At 68.0% G+C, this 21,767-nt stretch carries 18 protein-coding genes and 1 pseudogene; 9 read left to right on the top strand and 10 right to left on the bottom strand.

Annotated elements, in window-relative coordinates; all coding sequences use genetic code 11:
- Positions 1–162: 162 nt before the first annotated feature.
- Together ACQHI0_RS09330 and ACQHI0_RS09325 are read left to right on the top strand one after the other, a co-directional pair.
- Positions 163–909 (top strand): IclR family transcriptional regulator, encoded by a 747-nt coding sequence (locus tag ACQHI0_RS09330; RefSeq protein WP_427907531.1) that lies wholly within the window; start codon positions 163–165, stop codon positions 907–909.
- Positions 910–1,018: 109 nt separating this feature from the next.
- A complete protein-coding gene (locus tag ACQHI0_RS09325; RefSeq protein ID WP_427907530.1) occupies positions 1,019–2,446 on the top strand; it encodes an MDR family MFS transporter in 1,428 nt (475 codons plus the stop codon).
- Here ACQHI0_RS09325 and ACQHI0_RS09320 read toward each other — a convergent pair.
- From ACQHI0_RS09320 to ACQHI0_RS09305, 4 genes are all read right to left on the bottom strand, one after another.
- Positions 2,433–2,654 carry a hypothetical protein gene (locus ACQHI0_RS09320; RefSeq protein ID WP_427907529.1) on the bottom strand — a complete coding sequence of 74 codons (222 nt, stop codon included), beginning with the start codon at positions 2,652–2,654 and terminating at the stop codon, positions 2,433–2,435. The two genes, ACQHI0_RS09325 and ACQHI0_RS09320, sit on opposite strands and share 14 nt — an antisense overlap.
- A 15-nt stretch (positions 2,655–2,669) precedes the next feature.
- The gene (locus ACQHI0_RS09315) at positions 2,670–3,308 is read right to left on the bottom strand and encodes a hypothetical protein (protein WP_427907528.1); all 639 of its coding nucleotides are present in this window, start codon (positions 3,306–3,308) and stop codon (positions 2,670–2,672) included.
- Positions 3,309–3,423: 115 nt separating this feature from the next.
- Positions 3,424–4,428: a hypothetical protein gene (locus tag ACQHI0_RS09310; protein ID WP_427907527.1), complete on the bottom strand. Its 1,005-nt coding sequence runs from the start codon at positions 4,426–4,428 to the stop codon at positions 3,424–3,426.
- 128 nt (positions 4,429–4,556) lie between these two features.
- A complete protein-coding gene (locus ACQHI0_RS09305) occupies positions 4,557–5,972 on the bottom strand; it encodes an amino acid permease (protein ID WP_427907526.1) in 1,416 nt (471 codons plus the stop codon).
- 144 nt (positions 5,973–6,116) lie between these two features.
- On the opposite strand from ACQHI0_RS09305, the gene ACQHI0_RS09300 reads away from it, so the two are divergent.
- Positions 6,117–7,109 carry an LLM class flavin-dependent oxidoreductase gene (locus ACQHI0_RS09300; RefSeq protein WP_427907525.1) on the top strand — a complete coding sequence of 331 codons (993 nt, stop codon included), beginning with the start codon at positions 6,117–6,119 and terminating at the stop codon, positions 7,107–7,109.
- 170 nt (positions 7,110–7,279) lie between these two features.
- The gene (locus ACQHI0_RS09295; RefSeq protein WP_427907524.1) at positions 7,280–7,915 is read left to right on the top strand and encodes a pyridoxamine 5'-phosphate oxidase family protein; all 636 of its coding nucleotides are present in this window, start codon (positions 7,280–7,282) and stop codon (positions 7,913–7,915) included.
- Here the strand turns inward: ACQHI0_RS09295 and ACQHI0_RS09290 are convergent.
- On the bottom strand, positions 7,858–8,856 hold the full coding sequence (locus ACQHI0_RS09290; protein WP_427907523.1) for an SMP-30/gluconolactonase/LRE family protein: 999 nt from the start codon (positions 8,854–8,856) through the stop codon (positions 7,858–7,860). The genes ACQHI0_RS09295 and ACQHI0_RS09290 overlap by 58 nt on opposite strands.
- A 208-nt stretch (positions 8,857–9,064) precedes the next feature.
- Here ACQHI0_RS09290 and ACQHI0_RS09285 point away from each other — a divergent pair, with 208 nt between their 5' ends.
- Complete coding sequence (locus ACQHI0_RS09285) at positions 9,065–9,811, top strand: M50 family metallopeptidase (RefSeq protein WP_427907522.1); 747 nt, start codon at positions 9,065–9,067, stop codon at positions 9,809–9,811.
- Here the strand turns inward: ACQHI0_RS09285 and ACQHI0_RS09280 are convergent.
- On the bottom strand, positions 9,802–10,281 hold the full coding sequence (locus tag ACQHI0_RS09280) for a gluconokinase (protein WP_427909122.1): 480 nt from the start codon (positions 10,279–10,281) through the stop codon (positions 9,802–9,804). The two genes, ACQHI0_RS09285 and ACQHI0_RS09280, sit on opposite strands and share 10 nt — an antisense overlap.
- A gap of 99 nt (positions 10,282–10,380) precedes the next feature.
- Positions 10,381–12,420 (bottom strand): CocE/NonD family hydrolase, encoded by a 2,040-nt coding sequence (locus tag ACQHI0_RS09275; RefSeq protein WP_427907521.1) that lies wholly within the window; start codon positions 12,418–12,420, stop codon positions 10,381–10,383.
- A 307-nt stretch (positions 12,421–12,727) separates the two neighbouring features.
- Here ACQHI0_RS09275 and ACQHI0_RS09270 point away from each other — a divergent pair, with 307 nt between their 5' ends.
- The gene (locus ACQHI0_RS09270) at positions 12,728–13,477 is read left to right on the top strand and encodes a VOC family protein (protein WP_427907520.1); all 750 of its coding nucleotides are present in this window, start codon (positions 12,728–12,730) and stop codon (positions 13,475–13,477) included.
- Positions 13,478–13,483: 6 nt separating this feature from the next.
- On the opposite strand, the gene ACQHI0_RS09265 is transcribed toward ACQHI0_RS09270, so the two are convergent.
- Together ACQHI0_RS09265 and ACQHI0_RS09260 are read right to left on the bottom strand one after the other, a co-directional pair.
- Positions 13,484–15,478, bottom strand: a complete 1,995-nt coding sequence (locus ACQHI0_RS09265) for an alkyl/aryl-sulfatase (protein WP_427909121.1) — start codon at positions 15,476–15,478, stop codon at positions 13,484–13,486.
- Between the two features lie 111 nt (positions 15,479–15,589).
- Positions 15,590–17,230: a PucR family transcriptional regulator gene (locus tag ACQHI0_RS09260; protein ID WP_427907519.1), complete on the bottom strand. Its 1,641-nt coding sequence runs from the start codon at positions 17,228–17,230 to the stop codon at positions 15,590–15,592.
- A 133-nt stretch (positions 17,231–17,363) separates the two neighbouring features.
- Here ACQHI0_RS09260 and pruA point away from each other — a divergent pair, with 133 nt between their 5' ends.
- The 3 genes and pseudogenes from pruA to ACQHI0_RS09245 all read left to right on the top strand — a co-directional run.
- Positions 17,364–19,010 carry an L-glutamate gamma-semialdehyde dehydrogenase gene (gene pruA / locus ACQHI0_RS09255; RefSeq protein ID WP_427907518.1) on the top strand — a complete coding sequence of 549 codons (1,647 nt, stop codon included), beginning with the start codon at positions 17,364–17,366 and terminating at the stop codon, positions 19,008–19,010.
- Complete coding sequence (locus ACQHI0_RS09250; protein ID WP_427907517.1) at positions 19,010–19,972, top strand: proline dehydrogenase family protein; 963 nt, start codon at positions 19,010–19,012, stop codon at positions 19,970–19,972. The genes pruA and ACQHI0_RS09250 overlap by 1 nt, the downstream gene beginning before the upstream one ends.
- A gap of 150 nt (positions 19,973–20,122) precedes the next feature.
- A pseudogene (locus tag ACQHI0_RS09245) lies at positions 20,123–20,746 on the top strand (amino acid permease); the annotation flags it as partial.
- 39 nt (positions 20,747–20,785) lie between these two features.
- Here the strand turns inward: ACQHI0_RS09245 and ACQHI0_RS09240 are convergent.
- Positions 20,786–21,691 (bottom strand): IS5 family transposase, encoded by a 906-nt coding sequence (locus tag ACQHI0_RS09240; protein ID WP_427903100.1) that lies wholly within the window; start codon positions 21,689–21,691, stop codon positions 20,786–20,788.
- Positions 21,692–21,767 lie beyond the last annotated feature (76 nt).

Below are 21,767 nucleotides of genomic sequence, written 5' to 3'. Positions count from 1 at the left end.
GAGGACGGCGCCCGACGAGGTATGCCTTTCCATAGATCGGAAAGCTTGACACGGAACGACTTGCCGTAATATGGCTTTCGCGTGCCCATTACGAAGCCACCCTTCCACATAGCGGAACTCATGACCGGTTTCCGATCGATCGCCTGTGTTACCGTCGGTTCCGTGGAGACCTCCGGCGTGCAGACCGTGACCAGGGCCCTGTCGGTACTCGACTGCTTCCGCGGCGGCGAGGAGCGCGGGGTCTCGGAGGTCGCCCGCGCGCAAGGGCTGGCCGTGAGCACCACTCACCGCCTGCTGGGCGCGCTCGTGCAGGCCGGGTTCCTGGAGAAGGACGCCGAGTCCAGCCGCTACCGCATGGGCGGTGCGCTCGCCGAATACGGCCAGATCGCCTACCGCCAGCACCGGATCTACCTCGCCGAGCCCTATCTCGAACAGCTGGCCGCCACCACCGGTGCGACCGGATCGGTCGCGACCCGCCACGGCATCCACGCCGTGTTGCTCGGCACCAGCCGATGGCGCGAGAGCGACGGTCACAAGCTGCAGGGCGTCCGACTTCCCTTGCACGCCAGCGCACTCGGCAAAGCGCTGCTGGCCTGGACCGACGCGGGTGACGACGAACTGCGGTCGCTGCCGTACGAGGAGGGCACCGAACGTTCGGTGTCAGGACCGGCAGAGCTTCGCGCGGAACTGATCACCACGCGGGAGCGCGGCTACGCGTTCAACGACCGCGAACTGGATCCCGGATTTCGCACCATCGGTCTGCCGATCCTCGATCCGCACGGCCGCTGCCGGTTCGCGCTCGGCCTGCGCGGACCGGCGGCGTTGATGATCGACGAGCGCGTGCCGTTCTTCGTCGAACTGGCGAAGGTCACCGCGGCCGAGATCGCCGCGCGCTTCGCCCAGGGCTGAGACCACGGCGGCACCGATCGCGTCACACCCTGGGAAAATGGCGCGCGGGAACCACCCTGCGGCCGATACCGTCAACCGAGTGGTTAGTCGGAGCAACGAAAGGACCTCGGTGGCGACCGATACTGTGAGCCCGGCAGTCGGCCTGCGTTCCGAACGAGGTGCGATTCTCGCCTCGCTGATGCTTTCCACCGGGCTCGTCGCACTCGATTCGACCATCATCGCCACCGCGGTCCTCACCATCACCGACACCCTCGGCGGGTTCGCGATGTTCCCGTGGTTGTTCTCCATCTACCTTCTCGCGCAGGCCGTTACGGTGCCGATCTACGGCAAGATCGCCGATATGGTCGGGCGCAAGCCGGTGATCCTGTTCGGGATCGCGGCGTTCGCGGTGGGGTCACTGTTGTGCGGACTGGCCACGAGCATGGTGGCGCTCATCGCCTTTCGGGCGATCCAGGGTATCGGGGCGGGGGCGATCCAGCCGATGACGATGGTGATCGCCGGCGATCTGTACACCCTGGCCGAACGCGCCAAGGTGCAGGGCTATCTGGCCGGGGTGTGGGCGAGTTCGGCCGTGCTCGGTCCGCTGCTCGGTGGCCTGTTCGCCGATCATCTGAGCTGGCGGTGGATCTTCCTGATCAATCTGCCGCTGTGCGCGGTGGCGGGCTGGATGCTGGTGCGCCACTTCACCGAGTCGGCGGAGCGCAGCACGCAACGGATCGACTATCTCGGCGCGATTCTGCTCACCGTCGGGGCGGGGGCTTTGATTCTGGCCTTGCTCGAAGGTGGTCAGGACTGGGAGTGGACCTCGCCGGTCTCCCTCGCCCTGTTCGCGGGGAGCGTGGCGGTCTTGGCGCTGTTCGCGGTGGTCGAGTTGCGGACGGCGAATCCGATTCTGCCGCTGTGGATCTTCACCCGGCGCGTGGTGATCGCGAGCAGCACCGTCTCCCTGCTGGTCGGCGCCGTCGTACTCGGATTGACCTCGTATGTGCCGACTTTCGCTCAGGGCGTGCTCGGGACCACCGCGCTGGTGGCAGGACTCACCGTCGGCGGGCTCACGCTCGGCTGGCCGCTCGCCGCGACCCTGTCGGGAAGACTGTACCTGCGCTGGGGATTCCGGATCAGTGGCTTGATCGGCAGCACCATCACCGCGCTCGGCTGCGCGACCACCCTGCTCGTCGGCCCCCAGGCGAGCCCATGGCAGATCGCGGCCTCCTGCTTCCTGATCGGCGTCGGCATGGGCCTGGTCGCCTCCCCCACTCTCATCGCCGCCCAGGCCAGTGCCGAATGGCACGAACGCGGCGTCGTCACCTCCGCCAATATGTTCGCGCGCTCGCTGGGCAGCGCGCTGGGTGTCGCGGTTTTCGGCGCGATCGTCAACGCGGGCATCGACAACCCCGACCACCCCGCGCCCAGCGAACTCGCCCACGGCATCCACCTGGTGTTCATCGCCATGCTGGCCATGGCCGTCGTCATGCTCGTCGCCGCCGCGACCATGCCCGGTCGCACCCCTGCCACCTCGACGGTCAGCGCGCCGTGATCCACTGCGCGATATCGGCCACGACCTCGCCGTCGACATGCTGGGGCCGCGCGTAATCCGCGGGCACCGCTGGTGTGTCGCCGGGAAAGAACAGGTGGTCGCAGGCGGGGTACGTGCGGATGTCGACGTTCGCGCGGTCGCCGAGGCCTGCGATCCACACTGAAAAGCGCGCCGCCGCCACCATGCCCGGGCCGGCTCGCGACCACATGCCGGGCAGCGAACCTCAACCGAGGAGGTCGGGTCGCCGGTCGGGCACGTCGGAGGTATCCCGCCCGACGAACTCATGGCGGGTGGCCCTGAGCTCGACCAGGCGGCCGTCCAGATCAGCGTCGACGTCGGGTTCGATCCCGAGATCCTCCCGAATCGCCCGACGCAGGAGCCGGACAGCGAACCCCAGCGAGTCGTCCACGAAGTGATAAAGCGCCGCGACCGCCACGGCATCGCTCGCGTCGAGCTCGAGCGCCGCGCGATGACCGATATCGAGGCAACGATTCACCTCGGACGCGAAATCCAGCGCCCGGTCCGACACCACCATCTGCGCACGGGAGTAGCTGTCGCGCAGCGCCTCCCGAGCAACCTCGAACTTGGCGAGATCGGGCGTGCGCCCGCCACACTTCTCGTCGAGATAATGTCGAGTGGCCGCGCGGCAGGAATGCGCCGCGGTGTTGAGGCCCGCGTACACCGTCCGCCTCTCATCGGTGGCCTCTTTGCGGGTGAGCTCCCGCAATTCCTCCGCGCGATTGTCGCGCTGCACGTTCGCGTCGATTCGCTTACTCCGAATCGCGAAAGCCTGGGTCACGATGCCACCACCGAGCGTTCCGGCAACCGTGATCGAGGCAACCGCCACATTGGTCCAATCCATGGACACTGATCTTCCTGCACTCCAACACAATTCACTAGCCGCCCTGGCGACGTGGCGCCGGACCTTCCAGCGTCCGGGCCGCGCGGCCAGGATTCCCGGGGCCGAGGCGATGTCGCTAAGGGAGGCCCTCGCCCGACCTGCGCACCACGTCTACGACCTCGTCGGCGGCGAATTCGACGACGCGACGGACGCGGGAGTTGGCGACCGGTGCCAGGTCGACGACGATCGGTGCGCCTGCGGCGGATTGGGTGATCGCGGTGATGCGGTCCTGGAGGAAGCCGCCGTCCGGGACCGGGACGCGGATGATGTCGCCGACGGTGAGTGCTTCGGCGCGGATTCGGCCGCCGGTGGTGGTGGGATCGTGGGTGCCGCAGCGGGTGTGGCCGACGGTTGCGCCGAGCCCGCGTTCGGCGATGGTCCACCAGACCGAGGTGTCGGGCTCCGCTGGGCCGATTCGGTTGTGCCAGGACAGGATTCGGTCACGTTCGGCTTCGGCGTCGGCACGGGTCTCGTGCAGTGACAGCTGACGGCGGACCGGGGCGTTGCGGGGGCGGGTGGTGCCCGCGGCGCCGTCGACGACCAGGATCCAGCGGGCTCCGACAGCTTCGTCGCGGCGGGCGGTGACTCGTTTGGCCAAGGCGAGGCCCGGGGTGGCGCCGAGGCGGTCGGCGGCTTCCTCGATGCTCTCGACCAATCCCAGTGCGCGCAGCAACTCGGCGACCGACAGCTCGGAGGTGGCCAGTTCCTGGGCGAGCGCGGGCATAGGTGTCCGCCTGCGCCAGCCGATGCGGGCACAGTGCTCGTGCCGGGTGAACCACAAACCGCTGCGGGAGCGGCGGTGATGGTCGATCACCACCGCCCACCAGTCCCATTCCGGTTCGGCGACAAGGCGGGTGCGGACCCAGCGTTCCCGTTCGGCGGTCGGTACCCGCTCCTCCACCGGCACGAAATTGCGCAGTGCGGTGCGCACCGCGGATTCGGTGCGCCCGACTGTGAGCGCCGTGTGGGCCAGATCGGCGCCCGCGCGCAGATCGTCGGCCAGTATTCGGTATTCGGATTCACGCCAGGTGGTTCCGTGCTGGCGCGGCGGCCGCAGATCGCCGCTGTTCTCGTCACTCATCTCGTGTGCCCCCGTTCTCGCACCGCCCGAACCGCACTCGCGTCCGGACTGGTTGTGTGACACCTTCTACGATACGGCGGGGGTGTGACAGAAAACCGCTCTCTGCCAGCGGCTTTCCAGCAAACGGGCTACCCGGTGCGCACCGCGGGGCGGCGGACGAAGGCGTAGTAACCCGCGCAGACCAGCGCGGCCCAGACCGCGCCGACGACCAACGCGGTGCGTCCACCATCGGTCCACAGCAACAGCACCACGACCAGGCCGAGGAAACTCAGTGCGGCCCACGTGGTCACGGGAGCGCCGGGCAGTCGGTAGTCGCTGGCGGGCAACTCACCCGCACGCACCTTGGCCCGGTACTTGGTGTGGCACACCAGGATCACGCTCCACACGACGATGATGCCGACGGTGCTCACCGAGGTGATGTAGGCGAAGGCCTTGTCCGGCGAGATCGCGTTCACCAGCACGCCGATCACCATCGCACCCGCCGAAGCGCAGATACCGGTGAACGGCACCGACTGCTTGCTCAGGGTCGCGAACTGCGCGGGCGCTTCGTCGCGCAGCGCCAGGCTGCGCAGCATCCGGCCGGTGGAGTAGATCCCCGAGTTACATGAGGACAACGCCGCGGTGAGCAGCACGAAATTGATGATCCCGGCCGCGGCCGGAATACCGATCTGTTCGAAGACCTCGACGAACGGGCTACGGCCGGCGTGGAAGCTGCGCCAGCTCGCCACCGACATGATCACCACGAGCGCACCCACATAGAACAGGCCGATGCGGAACGGCAGGGTGTTGATCGCCTTGCGCAAGGTGGTCTTCGGGTCACGGGCCTCACCTGCCGTCACACCGACCAGTTCGACACCCACGTAGGCGAACACGACGATCTGCAGCACCAGCAGGGTCTGGCCGAAGCCGTGCGGGAACATGCCACCGTCGGCCCACAGGTTGGTCACCGTGGGGTCGGCGGCGTGGCCGAATCCGAAGACGAGCACGCCGATGCCGATCAGAATCATCGCCAGGATCGCGGTGACCTTGATCGCGGAGAACCAGAACTCGCCCTCACCGAAGAACCGCACCGAGATCAGATTCGCGGTGAACAGCACCGCGAGCACGACCAGCGCGGTCACCCACTGCGGGATGTCGAACCAGTATTGGACGTAATGGCCCGCGACGGTGATCTCGGCCATGCAGGTCGAGACCCACACCGCCCAATATGACCAGCCGGTCGCGAACCCGGCGAAACGGCCGAGGAATTCGTGGGCGTATTCGGCGAAGCTGCCGGAGACCGGACGGTAGGTGAGCAGTTCACCGAGTGCCCGCATGATGACGAAGATCGCCATACCCGCGGCGAGGTAAGCCAGGATCAGCGACGGACCTGCCTGCTCGATCGCCGCACCGGAGCCGTAGAACAGGCCGGTGCCGATCGCGCCGCCGATGGCGATCATCTGGATGGTGCGCGGGTTGAGGCCGCGCTCGTAACCCTCCGATCCAGCCGTCGAATCGGGCGCCTGGGCGGCATCGGTGGTGAGGCCGGGGCCATCAGCTGACATGGAACAGTCCTTCCGTCACGTCGATCAGTCGTGCACGCTACCGCCCGGCTACCGTGGCCGGTGTCACCCCCACCGGCACGCGGAAATACCGGCGGCCCGGCGCGGGTTGGCCTCCGTAGGGGCAATACACACTCGAGGAGGCTCATGAGCGCCGTCACGCTGTCGGTTCTGGATCTGGCACCGGTGCAATCCGATGCGACGGCGAGCGCGGGGTTGCACGCGACGACGCGCTTCGCCCAGCACGCCGAGGAGCAGGGCTTTCACCGATTCTGGGTGGCCGAGCACCACAACATGCCTGGCATCGCGAGCGCGGCGCCCGCGGTGGTGCTCGCGCATCTGGCGGCGTCCACCTCGCGGATCAGGGTCGGTTCCGGCGGGGTGATGCTGCCCAACCATCCGCCGCTGGTGGTGGCCGAACAGTTCGGCACGCTCGAGTCGCTGCATCCCGGACGGATCGATCTCGGGATCGGACGCGCACCCGGCACCGATCCAGTGACCGCGCGCGCACTGCGTCGCAGCGCCGAAGGACTCGGTGGGGACGCGTTTCCCCAGGAGCTCACCGCGCTGATCGGCTTCTTCCGCGGCGCCGACCCGAACGGGATCGTGGCCAGCCCCGGCCTCGGCGCCGAACCGGAGGTGTGGTTGCTCGGGTCGAGTGGTTACAGCGCGCAGGTGGCCGCGGTGCTCGGCTTGCCGTTCGCGTTCGCCCATCACATCGCGCCGAACAACACCGTCGCCGCGCTGAACCTCTATCGCGACAATTTCCGGCCGTCGCCGACGCTGAGCGAGCCGTACACGATCGTGGCCGCCTCGGTGATCTGCGCCGACACCGATGCCGAGGCCGATCGCCTCGCCGCACCGCGTGACCTCGCCTTCGCCAACTTGCGCTCGGGCCGTCCGCAGGCGCTGGCCACGCCCGAACAGGCCGCGGGATTTCCCGGTAACGAGGCCGAACGCCATTTCGCGGCGCAGCGCAAGGCCGGGCAGTTGCAGGGTTCGCCGGAGACCGTGCGCGCTCAGGCCGCGCAACTGCTCGACGCCACCTCCCCCGACGAACTCATGCTCAACACCCTGGTCTACGACCTCGACGCCCGCATCCGCTCGCTCGACTTGACGAAGAAGGCGATCAACGGCTGAGAAAACTCAGTGCAGCCGGAATGCCCTGGCGGCCAGGGACTCCCGCAGACGGTGGGCGCCGTCGCCGTCTGCGGTAAATCTCACCGTGAACCGAACCGCGATCCGGGTCGTCCGGTCGATACAGTGAATGCGGGGAGCCCGCCGAATGGCGGGACCGGAGAGAGTGCGTCATGGGCAAGGTGTTCGAGCGGATCGACGACAAGTTGCGGGCATTCATCACCGAACAGCCGATGTTCTTCATCGGCACCGCACCGTCGGAGGGGGGCCATGTCAATGTCTCCCCCAAGGGTTATCGCGATACCTTCGCCGTGATCGACGACCACACCGTCGCCTACCTCGATCTGTTCGGCAGCGGCTCGGAAACGATCGCGCACCTGCGTGACAACGGCCGGATCACCGTGATGTTCTGCTCGTTCACCCGCACCACCCGCATCCTGCGACTCTTCGGTGCCGGCCGCGTCGTTCGCCCCGACTCCGACGAATTCGACACACTGCGTGAGCATTTCGGCATCGGCCACACCGGCATCCGCTCGGTGGTGACGATCTCGGTGGACCGGATCGCCGACTCGTGTGGCTGGTCGGTGCCCAAATTCGAGCTCGTCGAGGAGCGCTCCATCCTCGACGAGGCGCACAGCCGCCGCACCGACGCCGACTTCGCCCGCCGCATCGCCGGCGACAACTCCACCAGCATCGACGGGCTGCCCGCCCTCGAACCGGACCATCCGGTGCCGTCCGCCGCTCGGCGCGGTCAGGTGGTCGGGACCGAGGTCACCGCGAGCGCGGGTTCGGACAGACTGCCGAGGTAGAGGGCGCCGTCGTGTTCGGCGACCGCGGTGACCAACGCGTAGTCGGTGCCGTCGCGCTGGAGGTCGTGCACGATGGTCCCGTCGAAGTCGAGCGCGAGCACCCAGACCGAGCGGACGGGCGCGGGTGTCAGGGCCTCTGGCAGCGCGTCGACAATGCGTCGCACGATGCCGGGGAGCGGGAAGAGCTTGTCCAGCAATGGGTTACGTGGCGAGACGATGCCGACCCAGACCAGGCCGTCGCTGCCGAGCAACATGTTGTCGGGTGAGCCGGGCAGGTTCTCGGCGAGGTAGTCCGTGGTGCCCGCGCGCGGACCGGTCAGCCAGTATCGGGTGATCCGGTAGGAACCGGTCTCGGCGACCAGCACGCAGGATCGGTCCGGGGCGAGCACCACGCCGTTGGCGAATTGGAGGCCGTCGACGAGTACTTCGAGGTGTCCGTCCGGATGGCGGCGGACCAGCTGGCCGCTGCCGGAATGTTCGAGGATGTCGGTCATCCACTCCTCGAACGGCCACCGCCGCGAGCTGATCGAGAAGTAGATGGTGCCGTCGTCGTCGCGAACTACATTGCTGGGGAACATGATTGGTTCCCCATCGATCTCACTGACGACGACCTCCAGTTCGGCGCCCGGCTCGGCCAGCCGCAGAATTCCTCGACCCGCCACGCAGATCAGCAGGGAACCGTCGGCATCGGCGTGCATGCCCAGCGCTCGGCCACCGGTGTCGGCGATCCGCTCGACGGTGCCGCTCGCCGGATCGACGCGCCAGATCGCGCCGTCGTCGGTGCCGGTGGCGATCCGTCCGTCGGGCAGCACCACGACGTCCTCCGGGCCCTTGCTCGGCAGCGGCAACAGTCGGATCGGCGGCATCGGCGGGTCGCTGTGGGTCTGGCGCGCACGAGCGGTGGGGCGCGGCGGAGTCCAGCGGTGAGGGCGCATCGGCATGCCCAATTGCTACCACGACCGGGACCGCAACGGGGACAGTGCGTGAATGCGCGGTGCGGTATCGAACACCTCACTCGCACAATGGAGATGCACGTGGACGATTCTGACCGGCCGCCACCGAGCGTCTCGCGGGTACGACCCGGCGCCCACCCGGCACAGGTTTCAACGCGGACCTCCGCGCTCGCCCGCGCACGGCTAAAGTGCGACGGTGAACACCGGATCCGCCAGCACGCTGCTCGACCGTCTCCTCGCTCCCCAGCCCGCACCCGCCTGGTGGTTGGTGCTCGCCACCGCGGCGGTGGCGTTGATCTTGGTCGGCTACCGGCCGTTATGGCGGCTGACCAGGGCAGCGGTCACGGTGGCACACGAGGGCGGGCATGCGCTGATCGCGCTGCTCACCGGGCGCAGGCTGCACGCGATCACCCTGCACACCGACACGTCGGGGCTGACCGTGTCGAGCGGCAAACCGACTGGTCCAGGCATGATCCTCACCGCGGCCGCCGGGTATCCGGCGCCCGCGCTGCTCGGGCTCGGCTACGCGGCACTGCTCGGGACGGGCCGGGTCACCGTGATGCTGTGGGCGACGCTGGTGATGCTGGCCGCGGTGCTGATCAAGGTGCGCAATATGTATGGCCTACTCACCGTGGTGGTGCTCGGTGCGCTGGTGTTCGGGGTGTCGTGGTTCGGCACGGATCTGCTGCAGGCCGCGTTCGCGTATCTGGCGGCTTGGTTTCTGCTGGCCGCCGCGGTGCGGCCGGTCTTCGAACTGCAGCGCGGCCGACGCAGGCAGCCGGGGCGCACGGATTCCGACGCCGATCAGCTCGCCCGGTTGACGCACCTGCCCGCGGTGCTCTGGGTGTTGTTCTTCACCGCCGTCTGCCTGGCGGCCCTTGTCGTGGGCGCGATGCTGATGCTGGCGCCGGTCGAAGAGCTGCATCCGCTGCTTCAGCGGTGATCGGCGATCCAGTAGTCGACGGCCTCGGTGACGAGCACACTCGGCGGCTGCAGCGCGTTGAGGGTGACGCCCGCTTCGTCGTCTTGTAGCGGTTCCAGGGTGTCGAGCTGGGAGTCCAGCAGGATCGTCGGCATGAAATGACCGAGTCGGCCGGTCATCCGGCGCAGTAGTTCCTCGCGGGTGGCGGCCAGGTGCACGAAGTAGGTATTCGGGGCCTTCGCTCGCAGTCGGTCCCGGTAGCCGCGCCGCAGCGCGGAACAGGTGGCTACCCCGCCGGTCTGATGCTCGGCGAGCCACTGCGCGACGGTGTCGAGCCAGGGCAGCCGGTCCTCGTCGGTGAGCGGAATACCCGCGGCCATCTTCTCGATATTGGCCAGCGGATGGAAGTCGTCACCTTCGGCGTACGGGACTTCGAGCCGGTCGGCGGTCAGGGCGCCGACGGTCGTCTTCCCGCAGCCCGACACCCCCATCACCACGATGACAGGTTCGACCACAGCGCCCTCCTCGTCCGAATCACAGCGTGCCTGCTCGATCGAGGGTAGCGGCGGCGGCAACGCACCCGACGACGATCACGGAATCGGGCGGTCGGTGGGCAGGTTGACGAAGCTCGGCGCCGCGGGATCGAGACGCACGTGCTGGGGCTCGAGGCCGCTGGCGTTCAGCATCGGCCGGAACGGCAACGCCTTGGGCGCGTTGCCCGCGAACACGTCGATGCGCAGGCGATGTCCCGGCACCAGCACCGCTTGGGTCGGGATCACCGCGACGTCGATGTCGATGGGCGCGCCGGGTTCCACCGGGAGCAGCCGGTCGACGGTGAGCGGGTTGAAGGGGGCGGTGAAGTCGCCGTTGATCGAGCGCGCGCTGCGGCGTTCGTCGACGGCTCGCATCGACGAGGTGAGCTGGCCGGTGGTGAGTACCGTCGAGGTCCCGTCGGGTGCGACATCGTTGACCGTGACGTTCCAGAACCCGTCGGTGGCGTCATGGATCGTGTTGAGCCGCACATTGATCGGGCCCGAGATCACGGTCTGCTCGGTCAGCGGTGCGCTGGTGAAGGTGAGGCCGTTGCGTTCGGCGATGCGGGAGTCCTTCGCGCAGGTATCGAGGGCGGCCGTCATGCCCGCCGAACCCTGTGCCGCGTCACGCGAGCAGACCTGGTTCAACCCCGGCGCGACGGTGAGTGTTTCGGTAGCGGTCGGCCCGGTGGCACTGAGCGATCCGTCGTGCAGGCTGTCCTCGGTGCTGCCGCTGGGCGCGGCGGACAGGTAGACGCGGCGATGCGTGACGCCCGGCTGCGGGAACTCACGCAGCGTCACCCAGCTGCCGCCTTGCTGTTTCACCGTGACCGGCCCGAATTCCTCGACGCCGCTGTCGATGTCCTTGAGCCACTTGTCGAACCACGCTCGCTGCAGCACGTCCAAACGCGGTGGCGCGCCCGGAACACCGGTTCCCGCACCGGGATTGGCGTGATAGGTGTCGCCGACGATGAGCTGTTTGCGCCCGGCGGGCAACGGGATCTGCTCGTAGAGCTTGGTGGCGCTGTTGGCGAAGATGTCGTGCCAGCCGCCGTAGACGAAGGTCGGCACCGTGACGTTCTCGGGATGGCCCATGATCGCCTCGCGGAACGCCGAAGTGTCGTCGAGCGCGCCGTCGAGCGCGGGCGGCATGTTCGACAGTGACGGCGTGAGCAGCGACTGGGCGAGGAGGTCGAAGTTGGTGGTCGGGTCGGCGAGCCGGTCGTTGAACCAGGTCCAGTCGAAGCTGCCGTCGACCATGGAGGCCACGTCGGGGACGAGTTTGAGCTGGTTGACCGAATTCAGCCAGAGCGGCAGGAAGGTGGTGCCGACGCCGCCGCCGGGGGCGACCACGTCACGCATGAGATCGCTGCCGGGCTCCACCGGAAAGATCGCCTGCAGCGCGGGCGGGGCGTTCTCGGCGGCGCGCAACTGGTTGATACCGGAGTAGGAGCCGCCGCTCATGCCGATCCGCCCGTTCGACCACGGTTGACGCGCCGCCCAGTCGATCACTTCGCGGGTGTCGAGTTGTTCACGCGCACCGAGGGTGTCCCATTTGCCTTGCGACAGTCCGGTTCCGCGCACGTCGGCCACGACGACGGTGTAGCCGGCGCTGACGAGTTTGCGGTCGACACCGAGCATCGTCTGGATCATGCCGCCGTCGAGTGCCTGCATGAGATCACCGAAACCGCTGATCGGGGTGGTGGACAGGTTCAGCCTGCGCACGATGTCGACGGCGGTGGACTGCAGGCCCGGAATCGCGGCGGCCGATTCGATCAGTCCGGTCATGAGTTTCGAATAGGGCGTCAGGCTCACGATCACCGGAAGCGGCTTCTGCTCGATCACGCCCGCGGCGTCGGCGGGGCGGTACACGTCGGCCTTGAGCACCACGCCGTCGCTCATCGTGAGCTCGACGCCGCGCTCCACCCGCACCTCGGGGTAGGCGCCCGGCCCGTCGTGCAGGGCGGTCCACTGCGCGGACGGTGCGTCCGGGGGCTCACCGCCTGCCGGACCACCGCCGCAGCCGAGCACGACGACCACCGCGAGGATCGTCACCAGGATCCGGACGAACCCGCGTTCCGAACTTCTTCCCACCATGAATCGCTCCCGACCGGTTCGTTCGTCTCCACAGTTGACCGAGCCACCGCACGATCGGCGCGGAAACCATAACAGGGGTAACGAGTTAGCCAGGCGAGCGTCGGCCAGCTCGGACTGTCGCTGTGAACACACGTTGTTCCAGTTCAGCGGGGTTCCGGTTGCTCGTTCTTGTCGGTGGCTGATGGTTGACTGGCTCCCACCGGCGCCGTTGGGGCCGGTCTTCATCCATCGCCGAGGAGGACGTTCGACAATGCCGACACGCGAGGAAGCTTGGCCGCAGGGAACTCCCTGCTGGATCGACTGTCAGGTGGACGACACCACCGCCGCCCGCGACTTCTACAGCGCGCTGTTCGGCTGGGAAGTCCAGGACGGTCCCGCCGAAGCCGGCGGGTATCTCATGGCCACGCTCGACGGCCGCCCGGCGGCGGGCATCGGCCCGAAACCCGAAGGCATGGGCGGGATGCCGTCGGTGTGGACCACCTACTTCGCCGCGGCGCGCGCCGACGAGATCGCCGAACGGGTGAGCAAGTCGGGCGGACAGGTGTTCATGCCACCGTTCGATGTGCTCGACGTGGGGCGGATGTTCATCGCCGCCGATCCGACGGGCGGCGTGTTCGGGGTGTGGGAAGCCAAGGCACACAACGGCTCCGGGATCTTCAACCAGCACGGCGCCTACTGCTGGAACGAACTGCACACCCCTGCCTACGACCGAGCGCACGAGTTCTACAACAAGGTGTTCGGCTGGCAGTACACCGAGATCGGCGACGGGGTGAACCTCATCTACTCCACCTTCGCGTCGGCCGATGACAGCAGCCACGAGGTCGGCGGCATGATGGACGCCTCGGCCCTGAACACCCCGCCCTATTGGCTCACCTGGATCCAGGTCGACGACGCCGACGCAGCCCTGACCACGGCAACCGAACTGGGCGCCTCGGTGATCATGGGCCCAGACGACAGCCCGTTCGGCCGGATGGGGATTCTGCAGGCGCCCCAGGGCGAGGTGTTCGGCGTGATCGACCCGGCCAAGGCCGTCGGCGAGGTACCGACCGGGACCTGACCGTCGTTACGGCGTGACGATGGCGAAGTTCGGGTCCGGCTTGTCGATCACGCCGGGCAGCTTCGTCAGTGCGGTGGCATCGCCGTCGATGGCGATGTCACCGTCGGTCACGCCCTTCTTCAGGTCGGCGCCGCCGACGAGGGTGCGGATCAGGACCTGGCGGGTCAGCGCGACGGTGGCGTCAGGAGCGGGCAGGTTGTCACCGGGGAATCGGTCGTAGTGCACGAGCACGCCGTTGCGGAGCTCGGTGCGATGAATGCGGTTGTTCTCGTTGCTGATCCGCCAGTCGACGGTCATCCGGACCTCCCACGCCTTGGGTCCGTCGATCCGCAGCGACACCGCGTCGAACACCTGGTCCACGCTCAGCGCGGCGGCCATCGCGGCGGAGTTCGCCGTCGTCGGCGTGCCGAAGGAACCGTTGCGCAGTTCATGGGCGCCGCTGAGGTAGAAATTGCGCCAGGTGGCGGTCTCCGCGCCGTAACCGAGTTGCTCGAAGGCACTGGCCTGCAAGTCTTTTGCGGTCTTGTTGGTCGGGTCGGCGAAGATCACGTAGTTCACCAGTTGCACAACCCAGCGGTAGTCGGCGGCGTCGTAGGCCTTTTGCGCCGTCTGCAGGGCCGCGTCGGCACCGCCCATCGCCTCGACGTGGCGGCGCGCGTTCTCCACCGGCGGGTGTTCCCACAGGTGCGCCGGGTTGCCGTCGAACCAGCCCATGTACCGCTGATAGACCGCCTTGACGTTGTGACTCACCGAGCCGTAGTACCCGTGCGTCGACCACGACGCCGTCAGCGCGGGCGGCATCTGCACCATCTCGGCGATCTCGGCGCCGACATACCCCTGATTCAGCAGACGTAGCGTCTGATCATTGAGGTAGCCGTACATGTCGCGCTGCAGCGACAGGAACTCCACGATCCGATCGGTGCCCCAGATCGGCCAGTGGTGCGACGAGAACACCAGATCGGACTTGCGGCCGTAGCGGTTGATCGAATCGGTGAGATATTTCGACCAGACATGCGGGTCGCGCACCAGCGCGCCGCGCAGGGTGACGATGTTGTGCATGGTGTGGGTCGCGTTCTCGGCCATGCACAGGATGCGGCGGTCGGGGAAGTAGAAGTTCATCTCCGCGGGCGCCTCGGTGCCCGGGGTCAGCTGGAAGACCATCCGCACGCCGTCGACGATCTCCTCCTGATCGGTGCGGGTGATGTCGAGGGTCGGCGGGATCAGGCTCACGGTACCGACCGAGGTGGTCGGGCCGAGACCCGCGCTCACCTGGCCTTTCGCCCCGCGAGGCAGTGCGGCCCCGTACATGTAGGCGGCGCGGCGTGCCATCGCGGTGCCGGTGTAGATGTTCTCCGCGACCGCGTGCTCGAGGAAACCCGACGGCGCGATCACCGGGCAGCGGCCTGCCGCCACATCCTGCGGGGTGATCACACCGGCGCTGCCACCGAAATGGTCGACGTGGGCGTGGGAGTAGATCAGGCCGGTGACCGGTCGATCGCCGCGATGCTTGCGGTACAGCGCGAGGCCGGCCGCCGCGGTTTCGGCCGAGATGAGTGGATCGATGACGATCACCCCGGTATCGCCCTCGATCAAGGTCATGTTCGACAGGTCGATACCGCGGACCTGATAGAAGCCGGGCGCGATCTCGTAGAGGCCCTGCTTGACGACGAGCTGGGCCTGCCGCCACAGGCTGGGGTTCACCGACTGCGGACAGGAGCCGGCGACGAAGTCGTAGGAGTCGCTGTCCCACACCACTTTCCCCGAGGGATCGGTCACCTTGCCCGGTTCGAGCGAGGCGATCCAGCCGCGGTCGGCATCGGCGAAGTCGGCGGTGTCGCCGAACGGCAAGGTGTCGGCCAGGGCGCGGTTGGCATCCAGGATGGCTTTCGTCGGCTCGGTCTGGGTGCCCGAGGGGTTGACTCCGCTCGGTTGGTCACCACAACCGGTGACGGTCGCACCGACCGCGACCGCCGCGGCCGCACCCACGCCGACACCCAGCATCCCGCGCCGCGACAGCCCGCCGCGACCTCCGCCTGAACTCTTCACCTTTGCTCCTTCACTCCACCACCGTCCACCTCGGACAGCTATTGCAGAGTAACTGCAATAGCTGTGTCAGTTCTGCGCAATCGAAATATTCGGCAGCGCGGCCAGCTGGATGTCGAGCAACAGCCGATCCTCGGGATCGCTCAGATCGATGCCGAGGACGGCCTCCACCCGCCGCAGCCGATAGCGCAGCGTGTTCGGATGCACGCGCAACGTGGCCGCGGCGACGCGCACCTCCCCGTGCGCGCGCAGATACGCCTGCACTGATATTCGCAGGTCAGCGGCGTGGGTTCGGTCGTAGGCAGCGAGCGCGGCCAGGCGTGGATCGTGCAGGCGCGGGCGCTCGCGGATCAGCTCGGTGATCTCGGCCAACAGCACCGCGGTCCTGGCATCGGCCAGCGTGGCGACCCGGCTGCCCGCAGGATCGGCGACCGGACTGTCCAGTACCCGGTCGACTTCCGCGCGCGCACCCGCGACCGCCGTGAGACCGGCCACCGGTGCGGCGATGGCAGCCCGCACCACCAGGGCGCGCGTCTGCTCGAGCTGGGCGACCAGCTTGCGCACCCACGAACCGACGCTGCGCTCGGAGTGGTAGCCGGGCAGCAGGACATAGACCCGCTCGCCGAGCGACTCGGTGACCGAATCCTCGCGGAAAGCACTGGCGTGCAAGCGGATCAAGCCGCTGGAGGCGGCCAGCTCGGCGGCGGGACCGACCGGCGCGAAACCGATCACCGCGGCGGGACCGGCCGTCGACAGGTTCAGCGCGGCGGCGACCGAGGGCACGTCGACGCCGTCACCGTGGGCGCCGAACAACCGGCGCACGAGCAACGCCTCGGTCGACGGCGCGTCCAGCCGTCGCGCGATGATCCGAGCCGCCACCGCCGACGCACCACGCAACACCTGCGCCGCGTCGGGTCGCAACGGCCCGGTGCCCTGCTGCAACCAGATGGTGCCGAGCATTCTGGACTGCGCGCCGTCGGCACCACGCCGGATGCCGACGACGAGCCGACGACGGATATCGAGCTCGGGGTGTTCCGGCACGTCGACGACCTCGTCGCTACACCGCACCCGATCGAACACACCCCATTCCCGCAGGATCCGCAGGTAGTCGCCCGGGCCCTCCCGGCCGAGAATGGACTGGATGCGCAATTGGTCGGCCGACGTGTCGGAGGCCGAGTAGGCCAGCACGCGTGACTGCGGGTCCTCGATGGAGACCATGCCGCCGGTTTCCTTGGCCAGCACCTGAGCCAGCCCGAACAGGTCGGTGTCGGGGGCGAGCAGGTCGTGCTCGTCGGACGCGGCGCGCTGGCCGGGCGAGCGGGCCAGCATCCGGCGGATCAGCGAGAACACCTGATCCCAGCGCGCCTGCCGGTGCACGTGCACCAGCGCGATGCCGACGGCGTGCGCGGCGGCTCGCACCGCGGGCGAGTCGTTGGCGCTCTTGGTCATCAGCACTCGCGGTCGCTGGGCCTGGTCGCGGTCGCCGATCCTGCGCAACCAGCGCGCGGTGGCCGCGGCATCGACTCCGACGAGCAGGTACACCTCGGGCAGCGTGCCTTCACTGTCGAGGTGTTCGGGCAGGTCAGCGGGCTCGGCCAGTGCCACCGTCCGCACCTCGACCTCGTGACCCGCAGGCGCGTCGACGAGCGTCGCGACGGTGTGGTCGAGGGCGGCGAGCAACTCGCGCAGCGTTGTGGCCCCGTCGGACATCGAACACCTCCGTTGTTGGTCGATCGGACAAAGCACTGCCCAGATCTTCATCCGATCAGATGATTATCGCTCGTGCGGATCGGAGTTGACTACGTCACATCCCGCTATCCGCCACGACGCAGGAGCCGCACTCATGGACGCCATCGCGACCACCCCGCCGCCGGTCAACGAACCGGTCGGCACCTTCGCTCCGGGCAGCCCGGAACGCAGTCGCCTGCAGACCGCGCTCGCCGAGCTGTCCGCCTCCCCCACCGAGATCAGCCACGTGATCGGCGGCCGCCATCTTCCCGGCGATGGCCCCGCCTTCGACGTGGTCCAACCGCACCGCCACGCCGCCGTCCTCGGCACCCTGCGCGACGCCGGTGCCGCCGAAACGGCCGCCGCGGTCGACGCCGCCAACGCCGCCGCACCTGCCTGGCGGGCCATGCCGTTCGACGATCGGGCCGCGATCTTCTTGCGCGCCGCCGACCTCCTCGCCGGTCCGTGGCGCGAGAAGATCGCCGCGGCGACGATGCTCGGGCAGTCGAAGTCGGCCTATCAGGCCGAGATCGACGCACCGTGCGAACTGATCGACTTCTGGCGGTTCAATGTCTCGTTCGCCCGCGAGATCCTCGCCGGGCAGCCGATCTCCTCGCCGGGTGTGTGGAATCGGATGCAGTACCGCTCGCTGGAGGGGTTCGTCTACGCGGTGACCCCGTTCAACTTCAGCGCGATCGCGGGCAACCTGCCCACCGCGCCCGCGCTGATGGGCAACACCGTGGTGTGGAAGCCGGCCAGGAGCCAGGCCGTGGCCGCCTATCTGACGATGCGGCTGCTCGAGACCGCCGGACTGCCGCCCGGGGTGATCAACCTGGTCAACGGAGCCGGCCCGGCGATCTCCGATGTCGTGCTCGCCGATTCGCGGCTGGCCGGCGTGCACTTCACCGGATCGACCGCCACGTTCCAGCACCTGTGGCGGGAGGTGGCGCAGCGACTGGACGGGTACCGCACCTATCCCCGGTTGGTCGGTGAGACCGGTGGCAAGGACTTCGTACTCGCGCACCCGTCCGCCGATCCGGCGGTGCTCACCACCGCGCTGGTGCGCGGCGCGTTCGACTATCAGGGCCAGAAGTGTTCGGCCGCCTCGCGTGCGTTCATTCCGCGCTCGGTGTGGGCGACCATGTCGGACGACCTGATCGAACGGACATCGAACCTGCGCTACGGCGATGTCACCGACTTCACGAATTTCGGTGGGGCAGTGATCGATCGACATGCCTTCGACCGCAATACCGCCGCACTCGAGCGCGCCAAGGCGACACCGAGCCTGACCGTGGTGGCAGGTGGACACAGCGACGACAGTGTCGGCTGGTTCGTCGACCCGACGATCGTGGTCGGTGACGATCCCCTCGATGAGGTTTTTCGCACCGAGTACTTCGGTCCGATCCTGGCGGTGCACGTCTACGACGACAGCACCCCGACCGCCTTCGCCGACGCCATGGACCTCGTCGACGGCGGCAGCCCGTACGGCCTCACCGGCTCGATCATCGCCCAGGATCGCACCGCGATCACCGAGGCGACCGATCGGCTCGCCTTCGCCGCGGGCAACTTCTACATCAACGACAAGCCGTCGGGGGCGGTCGTCGGCCAGCAGCCGTTCGGCGGCGCCCGCGCCTCCGGCACGAACGACAAGGCCGGTTCCCCACAGAACCTGCTGCGCTGGACCTCCGCGCGCACGATCAAGGAGACCTTCGTTCCGCCGACCGAACACAGCTACCCCCACCAGGCACCGGAGGCGAACTGATGCCCGCGCTGCTTCGCTCGGCCATGCTCGCCGCCGCGCGCTCGCCCCGGCTGGAACGCACCATCACCCGACTGCCCGTCAGCCGGGCGGTGGTGGCCCGCTTCGTCGCGGGCACGACCACCGAGCAGGCGGTGCGGGCCACCGAATCACTGTTGCGCTCAGGGCGTTTCGTCAGTATCGACTATCTGGGCGAGGACACCACCGACCTGGCAAGCGCCGCGGCGACCGTCGCGCAGTATCGGACCTTGATCACCGCGCTCGGCGCACTCCCCCAGTCCGACGTGGCGCCGGGCGCTGTTCGGCCACTGGAGGTTTCGGTAAAACTGTCCGCACTCGGACAGGCACTGCCGAGTGACGGTCACGCGATCGCCCGCGAGCACGCCCGCCAGATCTGCGCCGCCGCCGAAGCCGCAGGCGTGTGGGTCACCGTCGATGCCGAGGACCACACCACCACCGACTCGACGCTGTCGATCGTGCGCGAGCTGCGCGCCGACTACCCGTGGCTGGGCACCGTGTTGCAGGCCTACCTGCGCCGCACCGAGGACGACTGCCGCACCATGGCAGGCCCCGGGTCGCGAATCAGACTGTGCAAGGGCGCCTATGACGAACCCGAGTCGGTCGCCTTCCGCGACAGGGCCGAGGTCGATGCCTCGTATATGCGGTGTTTGGGCGTGCTCACCGCGGGCGCGGGGTATCCGATGATCGCCTCGCACGACCCGGCGGTGATCACCGCGGCCGGGGTGGGCGTGCAGGCGGCCCAACGCAAGACCGAGGAGTACGAGTATCAGATGCTGTTCGGCATTCGGGCCGATGAACAGCAGCGACTCGCCGCCGCGGGCAACCATGTTCGCGTCTACGTCCCTTACGGTGACCAGTGGTACGGCTATTTCATGCGTCGACTGGCCGAAAGACCGGCCAATGTCGGCTTCTTCCTGCGGGCGCTGCTCGGTGGACGCGGATGACGACCGGCTATCCGTTCGAGTAATACCGCAGAACAATATTCACTCTCGGCCTCCACACCACCGGCATGGCGGTGTACTCAGCAGAGCATGGCCTATACGGCTGGTGTGCGCATCGCTGTGCGGCGGTGTGCGCCGACGGAAGGAACGCGAATGTCTTTCGCAGAGTTGCGCACCCAGATGTTGCGCCGCAAACCGATGACCGAGGTCGACGACGAGATACCCAGTGACGAGCGATTGGCGAAATCGCTCGGTCTCTGGCAGCTCACCGCCATCGGCGTCGGCGGCATCATCGGCGCGGGCATCTTCACCCTGGCCGGCTCGGTCGCGCATTCGGTCACCGGTCCGGCGGTGCTGATCTCGTTTCTGATCGCCGGTGTGGCCAGCGCCGCGGCGGCGCTGTGTTATGCCGAATTCGCGGGCATGGTCCCGAAAGCGGGCTCGGCCTACACCTACGGCTACGTATCGCTTGGCGAACTCGCGGGCTGGTTCATCGGCTGGGATCTGCTGCTCGAATACATCGCGGTGGCGGCGGTGGTCGCGATCGGTGTCTCGGGGTACTTCGGGTTCCTCCTCGACCAGGTCGGGCTGACCCTGCCGGAGTGGATGCTCGGGGCGCCCGATACCGGCGACGGCCGCGTGGTCGATCTGTTCGCGGTGCTGTTCTGTCTTGGCACCGCGTGGGTGCTCTCGCGCGGTATCGGCAGTGTCGGCCGGTTCGAGACGGTCGCGGTCGGCATCAAGGTCGCCCTCGTCGTGCTCATCGTGGTGCTAGGCAGTGTCTCGAAGTCGTGAGGGCGGCCCGCAGGCCCGCTCTCACGAGTGCCTGAGCCACTGGTTGATCACCGCGATATGGATCGTGGCCTGGTAGCGGACAGCGAGTTTGTCGAACCTGGTAGCCACCGCACGATGCTGTTTGAGCTGATTGATACCCCGCTCGACAGCGTTGCGGTCACGGTAGAGCACCGCATCGAACGCCGGGGGCCGACCACCGGCTCTGCCACGACGGCGACGGTGCGCAACCTGATCGGCAGGGACCGGGATCGTTGCCCTGATCCCGTGACGGCGCAACCATTCCCGGTTACCTCGACTGGAATAGGCCTTGTCGGCCAACACCCGCTCAGGGCGGACTCGTGCCCGCCCGCCACCGAGTTTCGGCACCTCGATGCCATCGAGCACTGCGGTGAACTGCGGACTGTCACCGGCTTGACCTGCGGTGACCAGTACCGACAGCACACGGCAGCCCTGGTCACACGCCAGATGCAGTTTGCTGGTCCACCCGCCCCGCGAACGCCCCAGCCCGTGATCGGCCGGCTCGGATTCCCCTGGACCGGCCGGTGGTTCGGATTGCCCGCCGCTGTCGCGGCGGGCGCCAGCAGCATGCGGGTGAGCCCGCGCGATCGTGGAATCCACACTGATCTGCCAGTCGATCACTCCAGCTGCGTCGGCCTGGACCTGCAGCGATCGCATGATCGCGGCCCATGACCCGGCCCGCTGCCACCGGCGGAACAGTCCATACACCGCTTGCCAGGACCCGTATTCGGCCGGAACGTCTCGCCACGGCGACCCGACACGACACCGCCACCGGATCCCGTCGATGAGCTGGCGTTTCGTCCATTTCGGCGGGCGTCCCGCCTTCTTACCGCGGGGCAGCAACGGCTCCAGCCTCGCCCACTGGGCATCGGTCAGGTCCGCTCGCCCCGCCACCGCTAGGCTGGCCACGAGGTCTCCGGTGCTATTCAGATTTGCTTGGTCGCTAATCCGAATACCGGAGGCCTCACCTATATGCCAACGCGGG

The organism is Nocardia sp. FBN12 (genome assembly GCF_050320175.1).
Taxonomy (GTDB): Bacteria; Actinomycetota; Actinomycetes; order Mycobacteriales; family Mycobacteriaceae; genus Nocardia.
Note: the sequence above shows the minus strand (reverse complement) of the source record. Positions and strands in the feature narration are given on the sequence as shown.